This is a genomic window from Asticcacaulis sp. W401b, assembly GCF_046503825.1.
Classification (GTDB): Bacteria; Pseudomonadota; Alphaproteobacteria; order Caulobacterales; family Caulobacteraceae; genus Asticcacaulis.
This window is the reverse complement of the sequence record NZ_JBKFEE010000004.1, coordinates 405,987-425,902: the sequence shown is the minus strand read 5'-3', so window position 1 is coordinate 425,902 and position 19,916 is coordinate 405,987. Positions and strand designations below refer to the sequence as shown.

The 19,916-nt window shown below is 62.4% G+C and carries 19 protein-coding genes and 1 pseudogene; 11 read left to right on the top strand and 9 right to left on the bottom strand.

All coding sequences use genetic code 11. The features are described from left to right. Positions 1-3: 3 nt before the first annotated feature. The 6 genes and pseudogenes from ACK8OE_RS11865 to ACK8OE_RS11840 all read right to left on the bottom strand — a co-directional run. A pseudogene (locus ACK8OE_RS11865) lies at positions 4-589 on the bottom strand (IS5 family transposase); the annotation flags it as partial. Between the two features lie 106 nt (positions 590-695). Continuing rightward, positions 696-1,814 carry a pectinesterase family protein gene (locus tag ACK8OE_RS11860; protein WP_410272666.1) on the bottom strand — a complete coding sequence of 373 codons (1,119 nt, stop codon included), beginning with the start codon at positions 1,812-1,814 and terminating at the stop codon, positions 696-698. 4 nt (positions 1,815-1,818) lie between these two features. Then, positions 1,819-2,778 carry an alpha/beta hydrolase gene (locus tag ACK8OE_RS11855; RefSeq protein ID WP_410272665.1) on the bottom strand — a complete coding sequence of 320 codons (960 nt, stop codon included), beginning with the start codon at positions 2,776-2,778 and terminating at the stop codon, positions 1,819-1,821. 55 nt (positions 2,779-2,833) lie between these two features. Beyond that, complete coding sequence (locus ACK8OE_RS11850; RefSeq protein WP_410272664.1) at positions 2,834-5,845, bottom strand: TonB-dependent receptor; 3,012 nt, start codon at positions 5,843-5,845, stop codon at positions 2,834-2,836. Positions 5,846-5,968: 123 nt separating this feature from the next. Continuing rightward, entirely contained in the window at positions 5,969-6,934 is a 966-nt protein-coding gene (locus tag ACK8OE_RS11845) for a FecR family protein (protein ID WP_410272663.1), read from the bottom strand. Beyond that, positions 6,909-7,484, bottom strand: a complete 576-nt coding sequence (locus ACK8OE_RS11840; protein ID WP_410272662.1) for an RNA polymerase sigma factor — start codon at positions 7,482-7,484, stop codon at positions 6,909-6,911. The genes ACK8OE_RS11845 and ACK8OE_RS11840 overlap by 26 nt, the downstream gene beginning before the upstream one ends. Before the next feature lie 349 nt (positions 7,485-7,833). Between ACK8OE_RS11840 and ACK8OE_RS11835 the strand changes: the two genes are divergently transcribed. The 11 genes from ACK8OE_RS11835 to der all read left to right on the top strand — a co-directional run bounded on the left by ACK8OE_RS11835 (position 7,834) and on the right by der (position 16,892). Then, positions 7,834-8,421 (top strand): hypothetical protein, encoded by a 588-nt coding sequence (locus ACK8OE_RS11835; protein ID WP_410272661.1) that lies wholly within the window; start codon positions 7,834-7,836, stop codon positions 8,419-8,421. Then, positions 8,352-8,666 carry an ABC transporter permease subunit gene (locus tag ACK8OE_RS11830; protein ID WP_410272660.1) on the top strand — a complete coding sequence of 105 codons (315 nt, stop codon included), beginning with the start codon at positions 8,352-8,354 and terminating at the stop codon, positions 8,664-8,666. The genes ACK8OE_RS11835 and ACK8OE_RS11830 overlap by 70 nt, the downstream gene beginning before the upstream one ends. Positions 8,667-8,682: 16 nt before the next feature. Then, positions 8,683-9,993 carry a nitrate/sulfonate/bicarbonate ABC transporter ATP-binding protein gene (locus tag ACK8OE_RS11825; RefSeq protein WP_410272659.1) on the top strand — a complete coding sequence of 437 codons (1,311 nt, stop codon included), beginning with the start codon at positions 8,683-8,685 and terminating at the stop codon, positions 9,991-9,993. 43 nt (positions 9,994-10,036) lie between these two features. Beyond that, positions 10,037-10,384, top strand: a complete 348-nt coding sequence (locus ACK8OE_RS11820) for an ArsC family reductase (RefSeq protein ID WP_290792711.1) — start codon at positions 10,037-10,039, stop codon at positions 10,382-10,384. Positions 10,385-10,524: 140 nt separating this feature from the next. Then, positions 10,525-10,920, top strand: coding sequence for a DUF6249 domain-containing protein (locus ACK8OE_RS11815; RefSeq protein WP_290792709.1), 396 nt, complete (start codon positions 10,525-10,527; stop codon positions 10,918-10,920). 28 nt (positions 10,921-10,948) lie between these two features. After that, entirely contained in the window at positions 10,949-11,536 is a 588-nt protein-coding gene (locus ACK8OE_RS11810; protein ID WP_410272658.1) for an RNA polymerase sigma factor, read from the top strand. Positions 11,537-11,540: 4 nt separating this feature from the next. Continuing rightward, on the top strand, positions 11,541-11,966 hold the full coding sequence (locus ACK8OE_RS11805; RefSeq protein WP_410272657.1) for a hypothetical protein: 426 nt from the start codon (positions 11,541-11,543) through the stop codon (positions 11,964-11,966). 47 nt (positions 11,967-12,013) lie between these two features. After that, a complete protein-coding gene (gene panB / locus ACK8OE_RS11800) occupies positions 12,014-12,835 on the top strand; it encodes a 3-methyl-2-oxobutanoate hydroxymethyltransferase (RefSeq protein WP_410272656.1) in 822 nt (273 codons plus the stop codon). Between the two features lie 189 nt (positions 12,836-13,024). Further along, positions 13,025-13,756, top strand: a complete 732-nt coding sequence (locus ACK8OE_RS11795) for a tetratricopeptide repeat protein (protein WP_410272655.1) — start codon at positions 13,025-13,027, stop codon at positions 13,754-13,756. 41 nt (positions 13,757-13,797) lie between these two features. Next, complete coding sequence (locus ACK8OE_RS11790; protein ID WP_410272654.1) at positions 13,798-15,213, top strand: PQQ-binding-like beta-propeller repeat protein; 1,416 nt, start codon at positions 13,798-13,800, stop codon at positions 15,211-15,213. A gap of 92 nt (positions 15,214-15,305) precedes the next feature. Beyond that, positions 15,306-16,892: a ribosome biogenesis GTPase Der gene (gene der, locus ACK8OE_RS11785; RefSeq protein WP_410272653.1), complete on the top strand. Its 1,587-nt coding sequence runs from the start codon at positions 15,306-15,308 to the stop codon at positions 16,890-16,892. A 35-nt stretch (positions 16,893-16,927) separates the two neighbouring features. Here the strand turns inward: der and ACK8OE_RS11780 are convergent, their stop codons facing one another. From ACK8OE_RS11780 to ACK8OE_RS11770, 3 genes are all read right to left on the bottom strand, one after another. Beyond that, positions 16,928-17,764: a PhzF family phenazine biosynthesis protein gene (locus ACK8OE_RS11780; protein WP_410272652.1), complete on the bottom strand. Its 837-nt coding sequence runs from the start codon at positions 17,762-17,764 to the stop codon at positions 16,928-16,930. Further along, positions 17,761-19,092 (bottom strand): aminotransferase class III-fold pyridoxal phosphate-dependent enzyme, encoded by a 1,332-nt coding sequence (locus ACK8OE_RS11775; protein ID WP_410272651.1) that lies wholly within the window; start codon positions 19,090-19,092, stop codon positions 17,761-17,763. Before ACK8OE_RS11775 ends, ACK8OE_RS11780 begins: the two co-directional genes overlap by 4 nt. 83 nt (positions 19,093-19,175) lie before the next feature. Further along, positions 19,176-19,913, bottom strand: a complete 738-nt coding sequence (locus tag ACK8OE_RS11770) for an SDR family NAD(P)-dependent oxidoreductase (protein WP_410272650.1) — start codon at positions 19,911-19,913, stop codon at positions 19,176-19,178. Positions 19,914-19,916 lie beyond the last annotated feature (3 nt).

Here is a 19,916-nt window from a genome sequence, read left to right as displayed (position 1 = left end):
GATTCATTTTGAGTTTATGACGGCGGCTGCGAGATAGATCATGGCCTTGAAGCTGTTATCGGTTTTGTCTGCTCTCATGGCGATGCGTTTGAACTCTTTGAGTTTGCAAAAGAAGTTCTCAACCAAGTGTCGCCATTTGTAGATTTCTTTGTCGATGTCCAAAGGCTTTGAACGCCGTGGATGTTGGGAAATGACGATCTTCGCCCCGCGTTCATTGAGATTATCGACGATCGAGTTGCTGTCAAAAGCCTTGTCGGCCAACAAGGCTCCGAAGCTGATGTCTGTCAGAAGCGGTTCAACGCCCACCGTATCGAACCGATGCCCAGGCAACAGTTCAAAGCGCACGAGATTGCCAAGAGCATCCGTCAAGGCGAGGATTTTGGTGGTCATGCCGCCCTTTGAGCGGCCTATGGCGTGGCTCTGAGTCCCCCTTTAGCGCCCGGCCATGACGGTGGACCTTGACTATCGTGGCGTCGATCATCGCGTATTCCATATCTGGATCATCCGAGGATGCATCAAATATCCTTTTAAAAACATCGGCTTTGCGCCAGTCACTGAAGCGGCGAAACGCTGTGCTCCAGTTGCCGTAAAGTGGAGCTTACTTTTCGGCATGAGGTTCTAAAAAAAACCGCCCTGTCGTGAGACAAGGGCGGCCAGTGCGACGCATCAACGGGGAGCCGAAGCGTCAGGAAGGGTTATTTCACCTGCGGCCAGCCGTCGGAGAGCTGACGGCGTACCGTGGCCATATCCGGGGCGTCTTTCCAGCGGATGCCGATGTCGCGGTGTCTGGCGCCCGGTCCGGTCGAGCCGCTTTCAAAAAAGCGTGAGTCCTGCGGATGGAAGACGGCGGTTTTGGTGCCGTCGCGCGCCGTGCCGCCCATGCTGGTCCAGTGGTCGGGGTGGATATGGGCGTCCATCACGCAGTCGATAAACAGGGCCTGCCCCACGGCGTTGGGATCGGCATAGCGTCCGTCCGGGAAGGTGGTCGTCGGGTGCCAGGGCCGGGCCAGCGCCACCGCGCCGTCGGGCACACCGGCTTCGCGCGTCAGGCGCGACCGATAAACGACGAGGCCGATGGGCTGGCTCAGGGGCGTGGAGGGGGCCAGCAGGAAGGAATGGAACTCCCCCGGCGGGGTGGGCGCGCCGCGATTGCGGGTGCGCAATTCGCTGTCTTCGATCAGAAGCTGCCCATTGCCGAAGATGAAGTCGATATTGCCGGCGATCAGGCTGTCGCGGATCACCGCCCGCTTGCCATTGGCGAACAGCGTGTCCTGATAGCCGAGCATCGCGGTCTTGCGGAACAGCACGCGGTCGCTGTCGATATCGAGCAGCACGGCGACACCTTGCGAATTCTTGATCTTCAGCGGGTCGTCGCTCGGTCGCGCGTCGTTGCTGAGATAGTCGAAGGTGTTTTCGATGGTCAGGCCCTCGACCGTCACCTGATCGGCATTGAGGGTCAGGGTGGCTGAGCCGGGCGTGCCCCAGTTGCGGCGGTGGTACTTGCCCGCCGTTTCAGCCACCGCGTTAAAGTGCAGGCGGGTGCGCGTCGCCCCAGCCCCTCTCAGGCGCACCTTGGGGCGGCTGACCGTCACCTTTTCATAATAGTCGCCCGCCGCCACCTCGATCACCACCCAGGTGTCGCTTGTGTCCTTTTGCGCGGCGTCGAGCGCGGCCTGCACCTTTGTGAAACAGGCTTTTTGCGTGCCGCAGTCCGGGCGCACTGTAAAACGGGTGGCGGCCTCGGCGGGGAGGCTCAGCGCCGCAAGGGTCAGACAGGCGACGGCGCTGGCGAGCAGGGTGGGGCGTACAGACATGAGCTCAGTGTTCCGACAGAAAACCGTCAATCAGATCGACAATGCGGCTGAACCACGGATCGAACAGCCAGATGTCGTGGGGGGCGTTGTCAAACGCGGTATAGCGATAGGCGATGCCCTGCGCTTTCAGCTTGGCCTCGACGTCTTCGTGACCGGCGGTAAAGCGCGTCAGGCCGCTGCTGATGACGAGGGTCGGCGGCGCGGCGGCGCTGACGTGCTTCGCGGCACTGGCTTCGCGCCAGCGGTCGGGCACCTTTTCCATCGCACCGCCCAGCCACAGACCGGCGGCAGAGCTGTCCCCGGCGGCGTTTTCGTATTGCAGGGCCAGTGGTGTGGTGAAGTCGAGCACGCCGTCAATGTCGATCAGGGCGCTGACGCGCGTATCGTCGCCCGCCTGGCTTTTGTAGAGTGGGGTGTCCGCCGTATAGGCCAGAAGGGCGGCCATCTGCCCGCCGGACGAGGCCCCGCCAAGGGCCAGCCGCTTGGGGTCGATGCCAAAGGTCTGCGCCTGCCATTTGACCCAGACAAGGGCGTCATTGACGTCGATCAGACCCGCCGGATAGGGGGCTTCGGGCGACAGGCGAAACTCCGGCAGGAAGACGGCATAACCGCGCTGCGCCAGCCGGCTGGCCAGAGCGTAGAAATGCGACTTGTTGCCTGAGCGCCAGCCACCACCGTGCACCAGCAGGATACCCTTGCCATTGGCGCGCCCGGCGACCGGCAGGAAGACGTCGATATGCAGTTCGCGCCCGCCGATACTCTTGTAACGGCTGTCAAACAGCACCTTTTGCCCGCTCTGGAACTCGGCCACGGGCCAGCTGATGCCTGCATACTGATCCTTATAGCGCTCAAACCGCTGCGAGACGGTGTAGCTGTCGTCCACGGGGATCAGGTCGGCGGCGAGGGCAGGGGTCAGGAGCCCCAAACCCAGCGCGGCGACGGTAAGGGCGGGCAAAAGCCGCATGGTTTACTCCTGTAGAGGCGGCCACCGGCGGGTGCCGATGGCCGCTTTATGTTTATCAGTACTTATAACGCAGACCGAGGATCCACTGCGCTCCGGTGTGGGTATATTCGCGCGTCAGATCCATGTCGCCCGTATCGCCGGTGCCATAGATGCGCTCCACTTCGTCGGTGATGTTGATACCCTCAAAGGTCAGGGTCAAGCGCGGCGTGACGTTGTAGAAGGAGGCGAAGTCTACGTGGGTGGGGCCGTATTTGCGCTCCTGCACGTGACCATTGCCGCCCGGTTCGCTGAGCAGATAGTCGTCACGCTTGTTGACCGACAGACGCGCCCCGAAGGTCTCGGTGTCGTAATAGACGGTCAGGTTATAGGAGTTGGGCGACAGGCCCGTGGAGTCTTCGGCCGAGACGTGGGTGTAGTTGGACGCGATGCCCAGCTTCGACCACGGCCCCGGCAGGAAGGTGAAGGGCTGGTTATAGGTAAGTTCGAAGCCCTTGACGCTGTTGCCCTTGTCGCTGTTGACCGGAATGGTGAAGGTGTAGGGCACCTTGGCCGGGTCGGCATTGTAGGAGGTGTCGTACAGCGGGTCGGCATAGATGGCCGGCCAGAAGGACGGGTCGATCATCTGCTTGACCACATCGGTCTTCAGCGAGCGTACAATGTCCTTATGGAACACAGTGAAGGCCAGAAGCCCTTCGTCACCGAAGTACCATTCGACGCCCAGATCCACATCGTTCGATTCATAGGGCTTCAGCGACGGGTTGCCGACATTGCCCACGGTGCGCGTGGTGTAGCCGAAGACCGGCCCGGCGATGTTCAGCGAGCTGAGCCCCGGACGCGTCAGGCTGCGGCCATAGGAGGCACGCACCACAAGGTCGCTGCGCACGTCCAGCGCCGCATTGATCGAGGGCAGGTAGTTGTCGTAATCGACATTGACCTCGACCGGCGTGCCGCTGACGCGTGCCTTGGAACTGACCTTGGTCTTGACGTAGCGCAGACCGGCATTGGTGCGCAGGCGCATACCAGCGATGTCGTATTCGGCGTTCAGTTCGCCATAGGCCCCAAGCGTTTCTTCGCCGACGGTCCAGCCCGCCCCGGTGTTGTCCGTATAGCCGCCCTTGATGATCCCTGCGGCGGCAATGGCGTCGAAATCGGCGACGCGGAAGGGCAGCAGGCCCGGACCGTCCAGCCCCTTGCCGAAGTTGGAGACGGGGAAGGGACGGGTATAGTTCGACGGGTCGAAGCTGGGCGTTGCGCCCAGACCTTCGCCATAGCTCACCTTGCGGTCATTATAGCTGAGACCGGCCTTCAGCGACACGTTGTCGGCATTGTAGGTGGCGTCAAAGCGGGAGGTGAAGTTTTCCTTCTTGACCGTATTGATGCGGTTCGAGGCCGTCAGGGCGTTGATATAGTTGCTGGCCTTGTTGGGGTCGTAGGTGCCGAAGCTGATGCTCGGTACGTAAGCGTTGCCGCTGTAGTCATAGGCGTAATAGTGCGGCACCGACCGGTAGTAGAAGCGCAGTTCTGTGCGGTCGGCATCATCGACCGCCGACCCGGCCATGGCGTCGAGCGTCAGGCGCTCATTGAGCTTGAAACGGCCGGACAGGACGACCTGATCGAAGGTCGATTGCGAGTCCTGACGACGGCTTTCGTACCACGAGGTGACGTCGTTAAAGGCGGCGGCGACCAGGGTCTTGCCGTCGGCCCCGATCTTGAACGACAGCGGCGTCTGACCCGTAAAGTTACCGGCGGTGCCGTGCGTCAGCAGCCATTCCATCGAATTATAGCTGTCGCGGTCATTGGTCAGTTCCGAATGCAGGACGTCCAGCGTGATCAGGGCGTTTTCGGTGGGCTTGTATTGCAGCGAGCCGGTGACCCCGATGCGCTTCTGATCATTGCCAAAATAGTCGGCGCGCGGCAGGCGCGGGGCCCACAGGCAGTCCAGCGCACTGGCGGCCCCGCAGGCCTTCGGCGTCCCCGTTACGGTTGGATTGCTCTTTGCCCACGAGTCGCCGTTGACGTAGGGCGAGGTCCAGCGGACGCTGGAATAGCCTTCCTGATGCACGGTGCGGTTGGAAGCCGCCACCGACAGCAACGCACCGAACTTACCGTCGGCAAACGTCTTGCTGACCAAAAGAGCGACGCGCGGATCGGCCTTCTGATTCAGAGTGTTGTAATTGGCCTGCGCCGAGGCGGAGACGGTAAAGTCGTCGCGGAAGTCGAACGGGCGCGCCGAATAAAGGTTGACCGTTCCGGCAATGCCGCCTTCTTCGGTCGAGGCCTTCTGCGATTTTTCGATGTCGATACGGTTGAACAGTTCCGAGGCGAACAGGTGGAAATCGAAGGCGCGGCCCGCATTGAGGGTGACGCCGCCGCTGTCGAGGCCGTCGCTGCTGGCCGGGACCTCCATGCCGTTCAGCGTGGTGCGCGTAAAGTCCGGACTGAAGCCGCGCAGGGTGATGTTGCGCCCTTCGCCGCCTTCGCGCGACATGGCCACCCCCGGTACGCGCTGGATGGACTCAGCCAGGTTGAGGTCCGGCATCTTGCCGATGTCTTCGGCCACAATGCTTTCGACCGCATTGGCGGCGCGACGCTTGATCGAGCGCGCCTTGCTCAGCGACCCACGGATGCCCTTGACCACGACCACGGTTTCTTCGGGGGCGGCGGCGGGCTCGTCAGAGGCGGTGGTGTCGGCCGCATAGGCGGTGCGGGTGATGGGGATGGCGTTGTCGCGCGCTGCCGGGATCTGCTCAGCCAGAACAATAATGCCATTGGAGCGGGTAACCGGTGTCAAATTCGTGCCCGCTAACAGGCGCGACAGGCCTTCGCGCACCGGCATATTGCCCTGCACGGCGGCGGTCTGCTTGCCCTTCACGACCTTTTCCGGCGCCATAAGCTGGATATTGGCCTGCTGGGCGAACTGAGGAATGCCGCGTTCGGCCGCCTGAGCCGGGACATTGAACGACTTGACCGCGTCCTGTGCCTGAGCCGGCACGGCGGAAACCATAAGCAACGTGCCGCCGGCAAGCAGCAACGGGCCATTAAACGCGCGCATAAATGCATTCGTCATTAGAATTTTCCCTGTAGAAGCGCCCCGTGGTGCGCATTATTATTATTGAAGGTCCCGGTTATTTTAAATCTGGGCCTTCCTGAGTTACGATGTCTGGCAATCGGAATTCCGTATGCGGCGTATTTATTTTTTTGTACCGATCAGGATGGCCTTGTCGGTCTTGTGGATATTTGCGCCGAAGGCTTCGACCAAGGCTCCCGAAAAGGCTTCCGGATCATTGGCGCTCAGCCGTCCGATCAGGCGCTCGCGCCCCAAAGCCTCGTCCTCAATGACGATCTGGATGCGGTTATAGCGATTAAACTCTGCCGCCACCTGCGACAGGGTCTTGCCGTTCAGGGCAATCTGCCCTTCGCGCCACGCCAGATCGCTGTCGATGGCGTCCGGGGCGTGGACGATCTTGACCGGCTGATGTTCACGCAGGACGGTGCGTTCCCCGGCGTGCAGCAGGACGGCCTCACGACCATCGGCGACCGACCAGGCCTGCACCGTGCCTTCGGTCACCAGCACCTCAACCCCATCGGGATGTTTTTTGACCGAAAAGGCAGTGCCGACGGCCTTGATGCGGCTCTGACCGGCGCTGACGATAAACGGACGCTGCCGGTTGTGCGCCACCTTGAACCACGCCTCGCCCTCGATCAGCTCGATGCGGCGCTCGCTTTCGGCCATGTCGATACGCAGGCGGCTATCGGTATTCAGCGTGGCGATCGAACCGTCGCTCATCGGCAGGCGGCGGATTTCGCCCATATGGGTTATGGCCTCGTCCTGACGCAGGGCAAAGACGGCCAGAAGGCTGGCGGCGATCAGCCCGCCACCGGCCGCCGCGGCGGTCAGGAGACGCCGGCGTGACGGGAGGGGAAACAGACGGGCGGCCGTGTCCTGCCAGTGGGCGGACGGCCCCAGAGCCCGCGCCCGCGACAGGCTGTGCCAGCCGGCCTCAGCCCGCAGCAGCGCCCCGCGCCGCCGCGGATCACCGGCCAGCCACGCGTTCAGCGCCGCCGCGTCCTCCGGCGAGAGCGGACGTGGCTTGACCGCCCACAGGCTGGCCGCGTGCGCAATCTGCTCGCTAGTTTCGACCGGCGTCGGTGCCACGCATAAACTCCTTTCGCGGCTGGAGACGGGGTTCGTCTTCGGCCATGGCCTTCATGATCAGACGCAGCGCCTTGGCCGCGTCATTTTCCACCATATGCTCACTCAGGCCCATACGGCGGGCGATTTCCTTTTGCGGCAGGCCCTCGATCTTGCGCATCTCGAACACCTGACGGCAGCGCGCGGGCAGGGTGGCGATCACCCGCTTCAGACGCGCCAGATCGGACCGGGCGACGCTGACCTGTTCCGGCGAGGGCAGGTCGCTCATGACCTCCAGCCGGTCGATCTCGTCCACGCTTTCGATGCGCACGATGCGCGCCCGCCGCAACCGCATCAGGGCGATATTGCGCGCCACCGTGAAGAAGTAGGCGCGCGGCGAGGTGATGTGCTCGATATGGCTTAGCTCCGCCATGCGGCAGTAGGATTCCTGAAGAATATCCTCAGCGTCGTCACGCCCCAACCGGGCACGCATCAGCCACGCCCGCACATCCGCCTCATGAGGCAGGATCTGCGAAGCCACCCAGTGAATGATGTGATCCGGCGCGGACTCCATTCAGGCCTCCCGATACTATGATGCCTGAGCGGGTGACTTCCGTAAATTTATGTTTGGCGATGGCCGAAAGGCACGCCGCAATAGTTTTGATCTTAAAGGCCTGTGCGCCGCTCACGGGTCGCGTGGGAACCACCCCTTTTCGTTTGACAACGATTGCGCGCGGGCCTAATGGCCGCGCGCAATCCTGTTTCCGAGGGTATCCTACCCTTCGGAACAGGCTTATCAGGAACCTAAACCCATGCCCGACGACAGTCGTCGATCCACATTGCCGCAAGGACCGCGCATCGGGTAAACGGGTTTCCGGCTTACCGATACCGGGCTTTGCGGCCTCAGTATCAAAGGTAAGCCGATGGTCTTCTTTTTCGAAGATAGTCAGGGCGCGCGTCCGCTCGTGCGTGCCTCCCGCGCCGACCGCTACGGTGTGTCCTTCGCCGATCTCGCCGCCTTCCTGCTGCTGGCCGGGGTCGCGGTGCTGGTCTTTCATGGTGCGTCCGCCATGGATCAGCCGCTTTCCCAACTGCGTTCCGCACCGGTAACGCTCGATCTGGCGCAACTGCCTGAATATGCCCTGCGCTCGACGCTGCGCATGTTTGCGGCACTGGCGGCGTCGCTGGTTTTCACCTTCACCGTGGCCACTCTGGCGGCCAAGAGCCGCCGGGCGGCCCTTCTGATCATTCCGGCGCTCGATATCCTTCAGTCCGTCCCGGTTCTGGGCTTTCTGACCTTTACCGTGACCCTGTTCATGGGCCTGTTTCCGGGCAATCAGTTAGGGGCCGAAGCCGCCGCTATCTTCGCCATCTTCACCAGTCAGGCGTGGAACATGGCCTTCAGCGTCTATCAGTCGCTGACCACCCTGCCGACACGCAGATGTTCCGCACCCGGGGCTGGCAATGGTGGCGTCAGATCGCCCTGCCGGCGGTGTTTCCCTACTATGTGACCGGTGCCCTGACGGCTTCGGGCGGGTCATGGAACGCCAGCATCGTGGCCGAGGCCGTGGACTGGGGCCATACCCACCTCGAAGCGGCGGGCCTTGGGGCCTATATCGCCCGCGCCACTGCGGCGGCCGACTATCCCCGCGTGGTGCTGGGCATCGCAGTGATGAGCCTGTTCGTCATCGCCTTTAATCGCATCGTGTGGCGCCGCCTCTACGTCTTCGCCGAACGCCGCCTGCGTCTGAACTGAGGAAAGGTACTTTCCCATGACCCACACCCAATTCACCCCCGCTTGCCCTCTGGTCGAACTGCGTCAGGTGTCGCACGTCTATGAAAAGGGCAAATCCACGGGCCACACCGTGCTGGACAATGTCGATCTGACCCTGAATGCCAATGAGATCGTCGGTCTTCTGGGGCGCTCCGGCTCGGGCAAATCGACCCTGCTGCGCACCGTAGCGGGCCTGATCGAGCCCAGCGCAGGCACGGTCCACTTCCCCTCTGCGCCGGACGGGCAGGCGAATGTCGGCATGGTGTTTCAGAGCTTCGCCCTGTTCCCGTGGCTGAGCGTGCTGCAAAACGTCGAGGTCGGCCTTGAGGCGCAGGGCGTAGCCCCGGCGATCCGCCGCGAACGCGCCCTGAAGGCTATCGACCTGATCGGGCTCGACGGCTTTGAAAACGCCTACCCCAAGGGGTTGTCGGGCGGGATGCGTCAGCGCGTCGGTCTGGCGCGGGCTCTGGTCGTCGATCCGGATATCCTTTTGATGGATGAGCCCTTTTCGGCGCTCGACGTGCTGACGGCGGAAACCCTGCGCACCGATTTGCTCGACCTGTGGTTCGAAGGGCGCACGCCGCTCAAGTCGATCCTGATCGTCACGCACAATATCGAGGATGCGGTGCTGATGTGCGACCGCATCCTTGTCTTTTCGTCCAATCCGGGGCGGGTAGTGGCTGAAATCACCGTCGATCTGCCGCAACCGCGCGATCGTCTGGACCCGGCTTTTCGCGCGTTGGTCGAAGACATCTACCGCCGCATGACCACGCGCACGCCCAAGGCTCCGGTGCAGGAAGGCCTGTTTGCGGGCATGGGGATGGCCATGGTGCTGCCGCGCGTTTCGACCAATATTCTGGCCGGTCTGATGGAGGCCCTGGCCGGGACGGCCTATGCCGGTAAGGCCGCCCTGCCGGCGCTGGCGGCGGAGCTTCAGTACGAGGCCGACGAACTCTTCCCCATTGCCGAAGTGTTGCAACTGCTGCGCTTTGCCGAACTGGAAGGCGGCGATCTGCTGCTGCTGCTCGCCGGTCAGGCCTTTGTCGAAGCCGATGTCGATGGCCGCAAGTACCTGTTCCGGCAACAGCTTCTGACCCATGTGCCGCTGGCGACCCATGTCCGTCACGCGCTCGAAACCGGCGGCGAGGCCGGGCTGAGTGCGCGGCGCGTGCGCGACCAGTTGCAGACGCACATGTCTGAAACCTTTGCGCAGCAGACCCTGCGTTCAGTGGTTCAGTGGGGGCGTTATGCCGAGGCCTTCGACTATGACGAAAAGGCGGACCGTTTCAGCCTTGAGGACGTGGTGTAAGCCGTTTAGGGAGGGGGCTCAGTTCACAGACAAGAGTCCCCTCATGGCCTTAACCCTCTACGGCATCAAAAACTGCGATACGATGAAGAAGGCGCGGCTGTGGCTGGACGGGCAGGGGCTGGCCTATGCCTTTCACGACTATAAGGTCGCGGGGATTGATGAGGCGCATCTGAAGGATTGGGTCAAGGCGGTGGGCTGGACCGTCCTGCTCAACAAGGCGGGCACGACCTTCAAGGCTCTGCCCGAAGCCGATAAGGCTGACATTGACGAGGCCAGGGCCATCCGCCTGATGCTGTCCAATCCGTCGATGATCAAACGCCCGGTGCTGGACAAGGACGGTACGATTACCGTCGGCTTCAAGCCGGAGGTCTATGCGGCGCTGTTTGCCTGATGTCAGAGAAGCGGCTCGACACCCGCTCTGCGGGATGAATTTTATTTAATACTTATCTGTGCATCCAAATGGCACTGTCCGCGCCTCTTATCCTACAGAGGCGGATTTTCGCCTGACACTTTCTCAAGGGAGATCGTAACATGCACGATTTCGAAGCGGCACTTCTCATCCCCATCATCTCTATCCTGATGCCTATTTTTATCGTGGGCATCGTCATGTACTTCCGCGCCAAGGACCGGGCGGAAGTGCAGAAGACCATCCGCATGGCCATCGAAAAGGGGCAACCCCTGCCGCCGGAATATCTGGACAGCCTGCAAAAGTCCGGAGCTTCAATGAACAAGATCAAGACGCCGGTGAACGATATTCGTTCCGGTCTTATCCTGATGGCCGTGGCTCTCGGTCTGGTGGTTCTCGACTTTGTGAAAAATGATTATGTTTTTGAAACCCTGTCGGGCGTCGCGGCCATTCCCGGTTTTATCGGGGTCGCCCTGCTGATCATGGGCATTGTCGGCCTGAACAATCAGAAGAAGTCCTGAACCGTAACGCTTTCAGGATCGACCCGCCATGTCCGCCCCTTCCACCGCTGCCGGTTACCGACATCTGAGCGATCATGACCTGATCGCTCAGGCGGTGCTGGGCGCGTCTGACGCCTTCGGTGAGCTGGTGCGACGACACTCGGCGGCCCTGCGCACGCACCTGCGGCGCATGGGGGCGCAGGGGGCCGACGCGGACGATATGGCGCAGGAGGCCTTTATTACGGCCTATGAGCGTCTGACCGAGTACCGGGCCGATGGTCCGTTTCTCAACTGGCTCAAAATGATCGCCGCCCGCCGCTATCTGCGCAAGGTGAAGACCACGCAGAAATATCTGCTGGTCGAGGATGTCACCCCCTATGAGGCCGCGCCCGACCTGCATCAGGCCGGCCGGAACGAGGGGGCGGCGCGTGATCTGGACGGGGCCCTGTCGCGCCTGAAACCGGCGGAGCGCCTGTGCGTCACGCTGAATATTTCCGGCGGGCTCAGCCATCAGGACGTGTCGAATGAGACGGGCCTGCCGCTGGGGACGGTCAAGAGCCATATCAAACGCGGACTGACGCAGTTGAGGGCTATGCTGGACATGGCCGAAGCCGTGCCCGCGGTTATCGAAAGGTGATGTCATGAAGGATGAAGACCTCTACCATCTGTTCCAGACGCCAATGCGTTTCGATGACGAACCGGCGTTTCAGGATCGGGTGATGCGCCGCCTGGGCGCCAAAAACTGGCTGCGTCAGGGCCTGATCGCTCTGGCCGGTCTGCTGGGCGGGCTTTACGCCCTGACCCAGCTTGTGCGGCTGCCCGGCCTGTCGTCCACGGCGCAGGCCGCCACGCGCCCGGCGGCGGCCCCGGACGCCACCTTCGAGGCCAGCCTCGGCTTTGGGCGCGAACTGGTGGAAAACGTCGCCAACGGTCTGGCGCTGGCCTTAAGCAAGTCCACGGATTATTTGGCCTTCGCCCAGTCGCCCCTCTTTTTTTGGATCAGCTTTTCGCTATGTATGAGCATCGTTGGCCTTTACCTCGTCAACATGCGTGAAGAGGGGATATAGGCCTACTTCCTGCCGGTCCTCCCGGCTGAGCGAAAGGTGCCCTTAAGGTGAGCAGCTATACCCCATCCCCCGTCAAGCGTCTGACCGCGCCGGAAATCTATGCGCGTAAGGGCGGCACGCCTCTGGTCAGCCTGACCGCCTATGACGCGCCGATGGCGGAAATTCTCGATAATCACTGCGACATCCTGCTGGTCGGTGACAGCGTCGGCATGGTGGTGCACGGCCTGCTCAACACGCTGGGCGTGACGATGGAGATGATGATCCTGCACGGTCAGGCGGTGATGCGCGGGGCTAAACGCGCCTTCGTTGTCGTCGATATGCCGTTCGGTTCCTATGAAGGCGATCCGGAAGTGGCCTTTGACAATGCCGCGCGCCTGCTGAAAGAAACCGGCGCGCAGGCGGTCAAGGTCGAAAGCGGTCCGACGGTCGCGCGCACCATCGCCTATCTGACGCAGCGCGGCATCCCGGTCATGGGGCACATTGGTCTGCGTCCGCAGGCGGTCAATGTCGATGGCGGCTTCCGTGCCAAGGGCCGCACCCCCGAAGAGCGCGAAAAGGTCCTTCAGGAAGCCCGCGACACCGACGCCGCCGGGGCCTTTGCCATCGTGATCGAGGGCGTGGCGGCCGATCTGGCCGGGGAAATCACCGCGGCGGTCAAGGCCCCCACCATCGGCATCGGCGCCTCGGCGGCCTGCGATGGGCAGATACTGGTCGTAGATGACATGTTGGGGCAGTTCGACTGGTCCCCCAAATTCGTGCGCCGCTACGCCGCCTTGCGTGAAACCATCAGTGAGGCCGCTGCCGCCTACGCCAAAGATGTCAAAAGCCGCGACTTTCCGGCCCCACAAGAGACATATTTTGCGAAGTAGAATGATAACCCTGATGGGGTGTCCTCTTTAAGGGGGCGTATGCCCTGTTGGAAAAACCGGTTTCCACTTTTTCGGGGCATGCTTTAATGATCATTGCGCATCCGGCCTGTTGCGGCTAGGTTCGCGCCAGATTTACCGGTGACCGCCGCGCTGCGGTCCCGTCAGTGTGTTCTGAGACAAGGAATAAACGTGAGCGATATTTTCGAGGAAGCCGAAGAAGGTCTGCGTCAGGACCGTTGGGCCGCCATCGCGAAAAAGAGTGCCCCTTTCGTGGGTGGCGCACTGGCTGTGGCGCTGATCGGGGCTCTGGGCTTCTGGGGCTATACGTCGTGGGAAGCCGGGCGTATCAGCAAGGCGTCTGAGTCCTATGTGGCCGCTCAGGACGCCCTGACCAAGAACGACAAGGGCGCTGCGCGCACGGCGTTACAGAAGGTCGTGGATGCGGGCGCGCCGGGCTATAAGGCGCTGGCCCTGTCGCAACTGGCCGGGCTGGCCGTTGAAGACAACAAGACCGACGAAGCTGTTAAGCTGCTGGAAGAGGCGTCGAAGGCCTCTTCGGACCCCTTGATTGCCGATCTGGCGGCGCTGAAGGCTACCTTCCTGATCATGGACAAGGCGTCTTTTGAGGATGTCGAAAAGCGCCTGACGCCGCTGACCAAGGAAGGGCGTCCCTACGCGCCTCTGGCCAAGGAAGCGCTGGCCATGGCCAAGATCCAGAAGGGCGACCTTCAGGGCGCGCGCGGCGACCTTCAGGCGCTGGCCTTCTCGCTTGACGCCTCTGATCCGCTCAAGCAACGGGCCCAGATGGCGGTGGCCCTGATCGATTCCGGTGGTGCCGAAGTGGCGCGTCAGGCGATCAAGCTGCCCGAAGTGAAGGCGCAGCCGCAGATGGCCGCCCCGCTCACCCTGCCGCAACAGTAACCGACACACCCGACTAACTTCGCCTTGATGAGAAAGCCCTGATGACGGCAAAGACTTCCCACCATAATGGCCACCATACCGGTCGTATCCTGACCGCCACGGCTATGGCGCTGGTGCTGGGCGCGGGGCTTTCGGGCTGCTCGACCATCCAAAACCTCAACCCGCTCAAAAAAGAAGAGCCGAAAGAGGTCGCCACGCAGGGCGAGCGCATCTCCATCGTCGCCTTCGAGCAAAAGGTGCAGCCGTCCGAACGTCTGGCGGGCAAGGACTTCTACCTGCCGTCGCCGCAGCCTGTCGCCGACTGGCCTTTCGCCAGCGGCCCAACCACGACGGTCGAGCACGCCGCCGCGGCTGAGCAGTTCAAGATCGCCTGGTCGAAGTCGGTGGGGGCGGGCTCGTCGCGCACCACTCAGGTCGTCGCCTCGCCGGTATCGGATGGCAAGCTGATCTACGCCATGGACGGCGAAGCGCGTATTCGCGCCTTCGACGTCAATTCGGGCAACGAGGTGTGGACGCGGAACCTCAATCCGGACATCCGCCGTGACAAGGACGCCTTTGGCGGTGGTCTGGCCGTTTCGGGGGGCAAGCTCTACGTGACTTCCGGCTTCCGTCTGGCCGCCGCGCTTGATGCTGCGTCGGGCGAGGTTCTGTGGACCAAGACGTTCGACAGCCCGCTGCGCGCTGCGCCGGCGGTGAACGGCAATGTGGTGGTCTTCAGCGACGTCGATAACCAGATGATTGCGCTGAACAAGGAAACGGGGGAGCCCGCCTGGACCTATCAGGCGCTGGTCGAACCGGCGCGCATCCTGCGCACCACCGCTCCGGCCATCTATGAGAACCTGTTTATCGCGCCGTTTTCGTCGGGCGAACTGGTCGGTATCGACGCCAATAGCGGTCAGCAGGTGTGGAACCAGACCCTGGCGCAATCGACGCGCACCAACGCCCTGTCGGAAATCCGCGACATTTCCGGTCGCCCGCTGGTCGCCAATAACCTCGTCTATGCCGCCAGCCATTCGGGCGTCTTCTCGGCGCTGGATGCCAAGTCGGGTCAGCGTCGCTGGTCGGTCAGCGCCGATTCGACCAATGCCCCGTGGGTGGCCGGTGATGCCGTCTATCTTTCGACCCTGCAAAGCGAGCTGATGGCGGCCAATGCCGCGTCGGGTCAGGTCTATTGGCTGGTCGATCTCAATCAGGGCCGCGCCAAGACCAAGAAAAGCTTCTTTGGTATGGGCGGCGAAAAGAAGGTCAAGAACCTGCCGGTGTGGACTGGCCCGATTCTGGCCTCCAACCGCCTGGTCATGGTCAATTCTGAAGGCGAAATGGTCGCCTTCGACCCCAAGACCGGGGCGCGCAAGGAGACGCTGAAACTGGGTGACGCGGCCTATCTGGCCCCCATCGTGGTGGGGGACAAGCTGTTCGTCCTGACCGACAAGGCGAAGCTGATCGCCGTTCAGTAAGCGATCCCCCAGCGATGACCATTCGGATGCAGGAGGCGAGCCTCCTGCATCTTTTCTTTTTTTTACACGGTATCTCCTGTAATAACCCCCTCATGACCTTAAAAATCGCCATTGTCGGCCGTCCGAACGTCGGCAAATCCACCCTGTTCAACCGCCTTGCGGGCAAGAAACTGGCCATTGTCGATGACCAGCCCGGCGTGACGCGTGACCGCCGCTACGCTTCGGGCCATATCGGCGACATCGATCTCGACCTCATCGACACTGCCGGTTTCGAGGACGTGGCCGATACCTCGCTGGAAGCGCGGATGCGCCAGCAGACCGAAAAGGCCATCGAGGAATGCGACGTCGCCCTGTTCGTCATGGACGCCCGCGAAGGCGTGGTGCCGCTTGATCGCATCTTTGCCGACATCCTGCGCTTCAAGGACAAGCCGGTCATCCTGATCGCCAACAAGGCCGAGGGCCACGCCGGTTTTGCCGGGGCCGAAGAGGCGCACGTTCTGGGCTTTGGTGCGCCGCTGCACCTGTCGGCCGAGCACGGGGAGGGGATTTCCGAGCTTTATGAGGCGCTGGAAAAGTACCGCCAACTGATCGAAGGCGATTTCATTGCCGATGAGGACGAAGACGAGGATGAGGACACCAAGCCCGTCCGTATCGCCATTATCGGCCGTCCCAATGCCGGTAAATCGACCCTGATCAACCGCCTTTTGGGCGAAGACCGCCTGCTGACCGGACCGGAGGCGGGCATTACCCGCGATTCGATTTCGGTCGATTGGGAGTATGAAGGGCGCAAGATTCGCCTCGTCGATACGGCGGGTCTGCGGCGCAAGGCGCGCGTGCAGGAAAAGCTGGAAAAGCTTTCGACCGCCGACACCATCCGCGCCATCACCTTCGCCGAGGTGGTGATCCTGGTCATGGATCAGGAAAACGCCTTTGAAACGCAGGACCTTCAGATCGCCGATCTGGTCGAACGCGAAGGCCGCGCCCTGATCTATGTCATCTCCAAATGGGACACGGTCGAAGAACCGCAGGCGCGTTTGCACGAACTGAGCGAGATCGCCGAGCGCATGTTGCCGCAACTGCGCGGGGCCCCGTTCGTGGCCTTGTCGGCGCTGAACGGCCGCGGGCTCGACCGGCTGATGCCCGCCGTGCTGAAGGCCTATCGCAACTGGTCGGCCAAGGTGAAGACGCGCGACCTCAATGACTGGCTGAAACTGGCCATTCAGCGTCACCCGCCCCCCGCCGTGGACGGCAAGCGCATCAAGCCGAAATATATGGCGCAGACCAAGGGGCGTCCGCCCACCTTCGTGCTGTTCGCCAGCCGCGCCTATGCCATGCCGGCCCACTACCAACGCTATCTTATCAATAGCTTGCGCGAATCTTTTGATATGCCGGGCGTGCCTATCCGCCTGAGCGTCAAGGCCAATGCCGGGGTCAATCCCTTCGATGAAGGTGGCAGCAAGGATACCAGCGGCCCACCGCGCGTGCGCGCCAAGCCGAAGGTCAAGCCGGGCGAAAAGCCAGCCCACCCCAACCGCGTCAAGCAGAAGCCCAAGGGTATGCCCGTGACGCCCAAGGTGGTGGTCAAGGCGCGTACCTCGCGCAGCCTTGGGCCTTCGACCAAGCCCGGTGCCGCCGCGCCCGGCGGCCGCAGCAAACCCGCGGGCAAGGGTAAGCGGTAAATACACCCTCCCCTGTCAAGCAGGGGAGGGTGAAATTAAAAGCTCCCTGTGCCGCTGAACAGGGTGCGCGTCTCGCCGCCGATCCAGATATTGCCGTCGGCTTCTGACACATGGATGCGCCCGGCGCGGCCCAGCTTCGTCCCCTGAGCCGCCACATAGGGGGCGGTGGCGCGACCATCGGCCAGCAGGCACTGAGCGACCGAGGCATTGAGCGAGCCCGTCACCGGGTCTTCGATAATACCGCCCGTGGCGTCGCTGAACAGGGCGCGGATTTCAAACGCCGTCTCGTGGCCCGCCGGATGCGCGCCGACCAGACCGATTTCAACGCGGCGATCCAGATAACGCAGCGGATCGACGGCCAGCACGGCGTCGGCCGAGGCCAGTTGCACCAGCACCCAGCCGGGGCCATTGTCGGCCCATTCGGCGCTGACGATGTCGTCCGGTTCGATGCGCAACACTTCGACAATTTCGGACCGCTTGGCCGCATCAACCGGGCCCTTGCGGACCAGCGGCGGCGCGGCAAAGGCCGGCCGGTCGCAGTCAAAGCGCACGCGGACCAGACCGACCGCGGACTCTTGCACCACCTCTGTCTTGTCCGAACCGGTCGCCAATCGCCACGCATGGGCCGAACCCAGAGTCGGATGACCGGCAAAGGGCAGTTCACGGTCCAGTGTAAAGATACGCACGCGGTAGTCGGCGTCGGGCGTCTCCGGCGGCAGCAGGAAGGTCGTTTCCGACAGGTTGAACCAGCGCGTGATGCGCTGCATGTCTTCGGTCGTCAGGCCCTCTGAATCGAGCACCACGGCCACCGGATTGCCGCTGAACGGCCCAGAATGGAAGACATCGACTAACTGAAAACGGCGCTCGCTCATAATTGCCCCAGCAGTCTGCCCAGTTTGCGGATAAGCTCGTCGATCTCGGCCTCCGTCACATCCAGAGGCGGGCGGAAGCGGATCGAGTCGGTGCCTGCCCCCAGCAGCAACAGCTTCTCCTGCTCCAGCGCCATGTCGATCAGCCGCCCCTTGTTCGGCGCGTAGAGCAGGCTGAAACCCTGATAGAGGCCCAGTCCGCGCACATTGCCGAGGGTGTCGGGGTATTTTTCAACGAGGCTGTTCAGCCCGCCAAACAGGCGCGCGCCCTTGCTTTCGACGTTTTGCAGCAGGCCTTCGTCCTCGACAATCCGCCATTCCTCGCAAAAGCGCACCATGTCGGACAAGGTGCCGCCCCAGGTCGAATCGAGGACGCCGACATCGTCCATCGAATTGAGCATATAGACGACGCCATTGCCGAACTTCTTGGCCGTGGCGACGGCCTGCGGCGGGTGGGGGACGTCAAACAGGTCGATGGAGAAGACCTCACCCGTCTGTCCACCGGAGGTCTGCACCTCATCCAGCCCCCAGGCGATGCCGTGGTGGTGGCACAGGCGCGACAGCTCCTGATAGAAGCGCGGCAGGGCCAGACGATGGCCACCGGCCCCCTGAAGCGGCTCAAGAATAACCCCGGCGATTTCATCGCGATAGGTGGACATCAGATAGTCGAGTGTCGCCAGACACTTATCGACTTCACGCTGATTGTCCGCTTCGCGGCGGCGGCTGTCATATTCCGGGAAGGGCACCTGAAGATTGCCCTGAATCAGGCCCTGATAGTCGCGCGTGGCGATGGGGTCGTTCGACAGCTTGGTGATATTGAGCGCATAGACGGTGCGCCCGTGGAAGGCCTGCTCAAAATAGATGAAACGGTGATTGAGGACCGTCTTGCCCTGCGCCTGCATCTTCTTGTGGTGGAGATTGATGAGGTATTTCATCATGTTCTCAACCGCTTCGGCGCCGGAATTCACCGCATAGACCTCGACGCGCTCACCGCGCATACATTTGGGGCGCAGGGCGTGCAGCAGGCGGTAATAGTCGAGACATTCGCGCGTCAGGAAGTCCGGATTGGCCATCTTGGTATTGGCCGCGACCACCAGCCTGCGCATATAGTCGGGCTCATACAGGCGCGGGTGGTTGTAGCCGATCAGGCGCGACCCATAGAGGCCGCACCAGTCGGTGATGCGGTCGCCATCGACGGTCGCCAGCTCCAGACCGCGCGACGCTTCCAGATCGACGACGAACGGATAGGGCTCGGCGATGACATACTGCGACAGTTCGTCCAGAAGCGCGGCGCTGTCGGGTTTGGGGAAGGTGAGTTTGGTCGTGAGCATGGCCTGGGTCATGCGTTTATTTGACCCGAATCCCGCAAAAAGTGAACCGGAAACCTTTGTTTTTCTGGAAAAATCTTGACCGGTTATGCGTGGCCGGAATGAGCCCATTCCCGGAACGCGATCATCTCCAGCGGCGGGACGCGGTCGGCGCGCGCCAGCTCGACCATCAGCGGGATGATCTCTTCGGGCAAGGGCAGGGTTTCGGGGTCTTCGCCCGGAAATGCCTCGGCGCGCATCCGCGTGCGCATGGCCCCCGGATTGACAAGGGCGCAGCGGATGGAGGTGACTTCCATCTCGTCGGCCCAGGTGCGCACCAGCGCCTCCATCCCGGCTTTTGAGGCGGCATAGGCCCCCCAGAAGGCGCGCGGGTTTGAGGCCGCGCCCGACGACACGAAGATGGCGCGCGCCGCATCCGACAGCTTCATCACCGGCTCAAGCTGACGGATCAGACGGTAGGTGGCGTTGAGGTTCAGCGTGATGACGCGGTTAAAATCCTTGGGCTCATAGTGCGAAACGGGGGTCAGCGACCCCAGAGTGGCCGCCGCATGGACAAAGATGTCGAGTTTCTTGAAGCGTTCATAGATCGCCCCGCCGATACGCTCCAGCGCGGCCCCGTCGGCGAGGTCAAACGGGATCAGGGTGGCGTGACGACCGGTTTCGGCAAATATCTGATCATCCAGCTCTTCGAGCGCGCCGGTCGTGCGGGCACAGGCGATCACATGCGCCCCGGCGCGCGCCAGACCCAGCGCCGTCGCCCGGCCAATGCCGCGCGACGCGCCGGTGATCAGGGCGATACGCTCCTGCAAAAGGGTATCGGTCATCGC